6 protein-coding genes are annotated in these 6,309 nt (G+C 31.6%); 4 read left to right on the forward strand and 2 right to left on the reverse strand.

Annotated features, from left to right (window positions below):
* Positions 1–207: 207 nt before the first annotated feature.
* A complete protein-coding gene (locus RSB60_RS10170) occupies positions 208–1,905 on the forward strand; it encodes a M3 family oligoendopeptidase (RefSeq protein ID WP_332490740.1) in 1,698 nt (565 codons plus the stop codon).
* Between the two features lie 17 nt (positions 1,906–1,922).
* Here the strand turns inward: RSB60_RS10170 and RSB60_RS10175 are convergent, their stop codons facing one another.
* Both RSB60_RS10175 and RSB60_RS10180 read right to left on the reverse strand, forming a co-directional pair.
* Positions 1,923–2,747, reverse strand: coding sequence for a radical SAM/SPASM domain-containing protein (locus RSB60_RS10175; RefSeq protein ID WP_323381583.1), 825 nt, complete (start codon positions 2,745–2,747; stop codon positions 1,923–1,925).
* Positions 2,737–3,501, reverse strand: coding sequence for a tRNA 2-thiocytidine biosynthesis TtcA family protein (locus RSB60_RS10180; RefSeq protein WP_323381582.1), 765 nt, complete (start codon positions 3,499–3,501; stop codon positions 2,737–2,739). Before RSB60_RS10180 ends, RSB60_RS10175 begins: the two co-directional genes overlap by 11 nt.
* Before the next feature lie 70 nt (positions 3,502–3,571).
* Here RSB60_RS10180 and truB point away from each other — a divergent pair, with 70 nt between their 5' ends.
* The 3 genes from truB to RSB60_RS10195 all read left to right on the forward strand — a co-directional run.
* Positions 3,572–4,408: a tRNA pseudouridine(55) synthase TruB gene (truB, locus tag RSB60_RS10185; RefSeq protein ID WP_332616130.1), complete on the forward strand. Its 837-nt coding sequence runs from the start codon at positions 3,572–3,574 to the stop codon at positions 4,406–4,408.
* Positions 4,408–5,343 (forward strand): bifunctional riboflavin kinase/FAD synthetase, encoded by a 936-nt coding sequence (locus RSB60_RS10190; RefSeq protein WP_332616132.1) that lies wholly within the window; start codon positions 4,408–4,410, stop codon positions 5,341–5,343. Before truB ends, RSB60_RS10190 begins: the two co-directional genes overlap by 1 nt.
* A partial coding sequence (locus RSB60_RS10195) for an RsmB/NOP family class I SAM-dependent RNA methyltransferase (protein ID WP_332616134.1) occupies positions 5,333–6,309 on the forward strand: 977 nt, incomplete at its 3' end. The genes RSB60_RS10190 and RSB60_RS10195, both read left to right, overlap by 11 nt.

A 6,309-nucleotide genomic window follows, 5' to 3' on the forward strand; every position in this document is an offset into this window, starting at 1 on the left:
AATTGTCGAAAATATAAAAAAATTTTTAGAGTTAATTTATAAAGATATTCAATATGAATATCTTTATAGTGAGAACTTAATAATTGTTGATAAATACTCTAATACTTTAATAAATCCATTTGTTCATTCAACTAATTCCTATTTATATAATGGTATTACACTTCAACTTTACTGATAACTATGTATAATAGATATTGAGGTGAAAATATGAAATTTAAAGAATTTAAGTATGAAAGACCTGATTATGATCAAGTCAAAGGACAATTAGATACACTTCAGAATGAATTGAAAGAATGTAGTGATGTAAATAGTTTTATGGAAATATTTGATAAAATTAATCAAATTCGTAGTCATGTACAAACAATGGCATCACTTTCAAGCACACGCTATTCTATTAATACAGCTGATGAATTTTATGAAAAAGAAAATGATTATTGGGATGAAATAAGTCCGATGTATGCTTCTACCAATTCAGATTTATATAAAATTATTTTGAATCACAAATTACGCAATGAACTTGAGGGTAGAATACCAAGTGCGTTTTTTAAACTTGCTGAATGTGCAATTAAATCATTTGATGAGAAAATAATTTCTGATATGCAAGAAGAAAATAAGTTGATTTCTAGACAAGCTAAATTATATGCAGGTGCTAAAATCGATTTTGAAGGTAAAATATATAATTTATCAAGTATTGGAGTTAAAACAACAGATAAAGACCGAAAGACACGTGAAAGTGCGATTCAAGCTAAAATGAAATGGTTTGAAGAAAATGAAGAAGAGATTGATGAAATATTTGATCAAATGGTAAAAGTAAGAACAACCATGGCACATAAGTTAGGTTATTCTTCATTTACAGAACTTGGATATTTACGAATGAGTCGCTTAGATTACAATGCAGACATGGTTGCTAATTATCGTAAACAAGTTTTAAACTTTATTGTACCAGCTGCCAAAGAGTTATATGATGAGCAACGTGAACGTTTAGGATATAAGGAATTACGTTATTTTGATGAAAAAATTGAGTTTTTATCAGGAAATCCTAAGCCTAAAGGTACGACTGAAGAACTTATTCAAGCGGCAAATAAAATGTATCATGAATTATCAAAGGAAACAGGTGAGTTCTTTGATGTCATGGTTGAACAAGAATTGTTTGATTTGGAAAGTAAACCAAATAAACAAGGTGGTGGATATTGTACAGATTTTCCAGACTATAAAGTTCCATTTATCTTCAGTAACTTTAATGGAACAAGTGGTGATGTTGATGTATTAACACATGAAGCTGGACATGCTTTTCAATCGTATATGTCACAAAAAACAATTACGATACCTGAATGTATGTTCCCAACAATGGAAAGTGCTGAGATTCATTCAATGAGTATGGAATTCTTTGCACATCCATGGATGCCATATTTCTTTAAAGAAGAGACAGATAAGTATTATTATTTACATGTTGCAGATGCAATGAAATTTGTTCCTTATGGTGTTTTAGTAGATCATTTCCAACATGAAATTTATGCAAATCCAAATTGTACTAAAGATGAAAGAAAAAAGATGTGGCGCGATCTTGAAAAGAAATATTTGCCACATAAGGATTATGCAGGCTGTGATATGTTAGAAAAAGGTTGTTGGTGGTATCAACAAGGACATATTTTCCAAAGTCCTTTCTACTATATTGATTACACTTTAGCTCAAGTATGTGCTTTGCAATTTTGGGTGAGAATGATTAACAAAGATGAAAAAGCTTGGTCTGATTATGTTCATTTATGTGGATTAGGTGGAACTAAAACATTCTTAGAGTTGGTGAAAGAAGCTGGTTTAAAATCTCCTTTTGAAGATGGTACTATTGAACCAGTGGTAGCGACTGTTAAGGAATATTTAAGTTCAATTGACACAAAGACATTTTAAAAGATGCCAAGGCATCTTTAATTAAAACGATTTCGATAGGTACATTTTTGACAAAGGGGTTCAATGAGTTGATTATCATTGAATCCTTTTATTATATCTGTAAATCGTTTTGAACATAAAATCGAATTCAAATCTTCAGTATAAATATTACCTAAGTCGATTTGTCCTTCAGCATCTAAACAGCATGGAACAACTGTGCCATCGACCAGAATTGCAATCATTTCTTTGCCGCCTCGACAAGTACCTAACTTTGTTGCGGGTAATACAGCGGTAGAGGGCCATTCAAATTGATTCTCAAAATGTAGAAAAACTTGGGGTAACAATTTAAAACTATTTGGTTTTGTAGTTTTTTGGAATTCATATTTTTCTTTAATAAGCGATAATGCAGTTGAAGCATTATTACTTAAATTATCACTTGTCCAAAATCGAAGTTCTACATAGCAGTTCGTATGATTATTATTAATAAAAGAAAATATTTCATTCATATATTCATGAATATCACATGTTTGAAAGTCCAAACTATGAAGTGATAAGCTTAGTTTTCGTAAGCTTGGATGTGACGATAGTGAAGGGTAATTTTTCAAAAATGTCCCATTAGTAACAAGTTGTACTTTTAACTCATACTGATCGCATAAGTTGAGGATGTCATCAAATTGAGAATGAAGTAATGGCTCACCTTGAACGTGTAAATAGATATATGAAGTATAGGGTTGTATTTGTTTGATTATTGCTTCAAATTGCCCTAAGCTCATTTCTTTGAGTTCACGATGATGAAAACTACAAAAATTGCAACGTAAGTTGCAACGATTAGTGATTTCAATGTAAACGCGTTTAATGTTCATTTTGTGGTAAATCCTCTTGTTTAACCCATAAATCAAGTTTCTTTTGATTGTGTAACATAAGTAAAAAGTTTTCTTTAGAAGATGGATATGTTTTATAAATAGATTGTAATAATTCCTTGATATCTTGTCGTTTTGTATGACCGTCCATTGGACACGTGCTTTTAACAATAGGAATATCAACCTCATTATAAGCATTTTTGATATCTTGTTCAAAAGTATAAACAAAAGGGCGAATGAAGTTCATTTTGGAGTTTGTAAGAAACATAGCAGGTGCAAATGTTGCAAGTCTACCTCCATAAATAGCATTTAAGAATAAAGTTTCGATTGCATCATCTGCATGATGAGCAAAAGCTGTTTTATTACAATTAAGTTTAATAGCTTCATTAATAACAGCACCTTTTTTTAACTTTGAACAAATACTACATTTTAAAGTACCATCTTCATTTGCTTGTATTTTTAAAATATCGTAAATTTTTGAATCAAATTCATAAAATTCAATATTTTGTTTTCTGCAAAAATCAAATACTTTCTCGAAGTCCATATTGGGGAAACCCATCTTAATATGGATTCCTACAATCTCTATATTTTTATCGAGATGTCGCTTTGCAATGTTACGATACAAAGCAAGACAGTAAAGAAGAAGCATACTGTCTTTACCACCGGATACTCCAACTGCGATACGATCGCCTTCTTGCATTAAATTATAGTCTAAATCAGCTTTACGAATGCGTCCTAAAATTTGTTTAATTGACATATGATTATCACTCCTGATGCTTTGCTATTATATCATGAACTTGTTATAATAGAACAGGAAATGAGGTATCATGGACGGAGTATTATATATAAATAAAGAAAAGAATATGACATCATTTGATGTTGTAGCAAGAATAAGAAGAATTTTGAATGAACGTTCCATCGGTCATACAGGAACCTTAGACCCTAATGCTGAAGGACTTTTAATTCTTTTAGTGGGCAAAGCTTGTAAATGTTTACCTTATTGCGAACACAATAATAAGGAATACATCGCAACATTTAAGTTAGGCATAAAAACAGATACAGGAGATATTTGGGGTGAAGTTATTGAACAACAGAATATTCCACTTATCTCTAGAATTGAATTTGAATCAATATGTAGTGAGTTTATAGGAATTCAACAACAAATTCCTCCACAGGTATCGGCAATTAAAGTTAATGGTAAAAAAGCATATGAATATCATCGTGAAGGAAAAACCATAGAACTTGAAAAACGCGAGATTGAAATTTATGAGTTAGAATGTTTATCTTACGATACAGAAATAACGATACGTGCTTTAGTTTCCAATGGTACTTACATAAGAACGCTTTGTGAAGATATTGCAAAGAGAATGGGAACTATAGGTACAATGACATCTTTAGTGCGTTCTAAAATAGGAAACATTTCGGTAGAACAAGCAATTAAACTGGATGAAGTTAATGAAAAATCACTTCATTCAATCAATGAAATCTTAAATAATCAGTATCCTCATTTTGAAATTGCTGATGTTGAGAGTGTAAAACAAGGGAAAAAAATACGACTAGATTGTATAGAGCCACTTGTACTATTAACACACCAAGGTGAAATTCTTGCAGCGTATGAAAAAGTTGAAGATAATTTATATAAAAGCAAAAGAGGTTTATGGTAATGGAAACAGTTGTTATAAGTTTAAATAAAGAAAATAAGATAGAAACTCCAGTTGTAGCGTGTATTGGTTTTTTTGATGGTCTTCATTTAGGTCACCAAGCTCTAATTAGTAAAACACTAGAACTAGCAAAGAAACATCATGCTAAAAGTGCACTTATAACATTTAACCCTGATCCTTGGGTAGTAATCAAAGATGTAAAGGAATACCAACACTTGTCGACAATCAAAAGAAGAGAAGAACTAGCGAGTAAGTTAGGTATAGATATGATTATTACACTTGATTTTACTAAGGAAATGTCAGCACTTACACCTTATGATTTTTTGCATAAAGCATTAGTACCTTGTAGTCTAAAAGCTCTTGTTTGTGGATTTGATTTTCATTATGGTCTAAAAGGTATGGGCAATCCTAAAATTTTGAGTGACGATGCAAAGGAATACTTTGAAGTAGAAGTAATTGACTCTGTTAATGAAGATGATAAAAAAATAAGTACTTCTAGAATAGTGGAATATCTCGAAAAGGGCGAAATTATTCATGCAAATCGTTTGCTAGGATATTCTTATCAAGTGGAAGGAACGGTCATTCATGGTCAAAAGCGTGGGCGAGAAATTGGATTCCCAACGGCTAATATTGATGTTGATGCGGAGTATATAATTCCTAAAACAGGGATTTATGAGGGGTGGATAAATGTTGAAAATGAGTGGTATCCAGCTATTATTAATATAGGTCATAATCCTACTTTTAATTATTCAAATAAACTTTCAATTGAAGCACATATTCTAAATTTTAATCAACAAATTTATGGTCAACTTGTTAAACTTGAATTTATAAAGTATTTGCGTGAAGAAATGAAGTTTAATTCGATTGATGAACTCATTGCACAAATGCAAAGCGATAAAGAAACGGCTAAAAAGGATCTAATTCAACATGAAGAATGAATTTTTACAGATGATGAATAAACTCCTAGCACAAGAGTATGATTCTTACATTCAAACATTAAGTCAACCAGTATATCGAGGTTTTCGTGTTAATACAAAAAAGGTGAATAGCGAAGATTTCTTTAAGTGGTTTAACATACCTTGCCATGCATCGCCATTTGCTAAGAATGCATATATCTTGGACTCAGAAGATACCTATGGTAATTCATTAGCACATGCTTTAGGATTTATGTATATGCAAGAGCCAAGTGCTGCTAGTGCAGTTGAAGTCTTAAATCCTGAAGAAAATGATTGGGTTTTAGACTTATGTGCTGCTCCTGGAGGAAAAAGTAGTCAAATTGTAGAACGTTTAAATTCATCTGGATTACTCATTAGTAATGAGATTGAAGCTAAAAGAGCTCAAATACTTGTAAGCAATTTTGAACGTTTAGGAATAAGTAATGCAATTATTACAAATTCTACTCCAGATAAGATATGTAAGACATTAGAAGGATGTATGGACAAAGTATTAGTGGATGCTCCTTGTAGTGGTGAAGGTATGTTTAAAAAAGAAAGCCAAGCCTTGGTTGATTGGAGTCCGCAACATGTGAAAAGTTGTGCAATAAGACAACGTCAAATTTTAGATTTTGCTTATCTTGCACTAAAGGAAAATGGCATTTTAGTTTATTCAACTTGTACTTACTCAAGTGAAGAAAACGAAGAAACCATTATAGAATTTATTAAAAAGCATCCAGATATGGAATTAATGAAGATTGATGTCTCTTGGGGCAGAATGGGTTTAAGTTTGGATTCACAAATAGATACGACATCTTGTCGTCGCATCTTTCCAATGGATGATGGAGAAGGGCACTTCATTGCGAAACTTAGAAAAAAAGGACCGGCTGTGAGTAAAAGGCTGCAAGTGATGACTTCCAAAAAAATTCCAGATGCAGTTTATCAATTTATTAATCATGAAGGAATTGATAC

The organism is Anaerorhabdus sp. (assembly GCF_036657415.1).
In the GTDB taxonomy this organism is placed as follows: Bacteria; Bacillota_I; Bacilli_A; order Erysipelotrichales; family Erysipelotrichaceae; genus Anaerorhabdus.

What these genes read in the sequence shown, in the direction of transcription:
- RSB60_RS10180 (WP_323381582.1), bottom strand. Translation starts at nt 3,501, where the DNA reads ATGTCAATTAAACAAATTTTAGGACGCATTCGTAAAGCTGATTTAGAC.
- RSB60_RS10190 (WP_332616132.1), top strand. Translation starts at nt 4,408, where the DNA reads ATGGAAACAGTTGTTATAAGTTTAAATAAAGAAAATAAGATAGAAACT.
- RSB60_RS10170 (WP_332490740.1), top strand. Translation starts at nt 208, where the DNA reads ATGAAATTTAAAGAATTTAAGTATGAAAGACCTGATTATGATCAAGTC.
- RSB60_RS10175 (WP_323381583.1), bottom strand. Translation starts at nt 2,747, where the DNA reads ATGAACATTAAACGCGTTTACATTGAAATCACTAATCGTTGCAACTTA.
- truB (WP_332616130.1), top strand. Translation starts at nt 3,572, where the DNA reads ATGGACGGAGTATTATATATAAATAAAGAAAAGAATATGACATCATTT.